The 767-nt window shown below is 55.7% G+C and carries 1 pseudogene; it reads left to right on the top strand.

Annotation, left to right across the window (positions count from 1 at the left end):
- Positions 1 to 5: 5 nt before the first annotated feature.
- Positions 6 to 757, top strand: a pseudogene (locus tag CO676_RS34335) (IS6 family transposase).
- Positions 758 to 767: the final 10 nt, after the last annotated feature.

Raw genomic sequence — 767 nt, forward strand, 5'->3', positions numbered from 1 at the left:
CGGCGATGTCACGTTGTCTGCGGCTTAACGCTTCGTGGATAATGGGCCTGAGATGAGCAAGCCCATTATCAGCTACAAGAATCACCGCTTTCCGCCGGAGATCATCGCCCATGCCGTCTGGCTGTATTTTCGCTTTCCTTTGAGCCTACGGCTGGTTGAGGAAATGCTTTTGGAGCGTGGCATCGTCGTTTCGTATGAAACAATCCGGCGATGGGGTCGCAAATTCGGCCCGGCTTACGCAAAGCAGTTGCACCGAAAGAGGGCCTCGCGACAAGACATCTGGCACTTGGACGAGGTCGTGGTTTCGATCGGCGGCCGAAAATATTGGCTTTGGCGCGCCGTCGATCAAGACGGTTTCGTTCTCGATGAGATCGTCCAGACCCGACGCGATACCAAGGCTGCCAAGCGATTGCTGATCAGACTGCTGAAAAAGCAGGGCCTCCGTCCGAAGCGCATCATCACTGACAAACTGCGTTCATACGCTGCTGCAAAGCGGGAAGTTATGCCAGGCGTCGAACACCGCTCGCACAAAGGGCTTAACAATCGGGCGGAGAATTCTCACGTGCCGTTGCGAAAACGAGAACGGATGATGCAGGGATTTCGATCGGTCGGCGGCTTGAAACGTTTCATCTCGATCTTTTCGGCAGTCCGAAATCTCTTCACCGCTCCGTATCAAAAACGCTCAGCGCTGGCCGCCCACATCCATCGGATCTGCGCCATGGCCCAGTGGAAAGCCGTGACCGGCGTGAGTGCCTGATTTCTCACAC

Source organism: Sinorhizobium sp. BJ1 (assembly GCF_002531555.1).
Taxonomy (GTDB): Bacteria; Pseudomonadota; Alphaproteobacteria; order Rhizobiales; family Rhizobiaceae; genus Sinorhizobium; species Sinorhizobium fredii_B.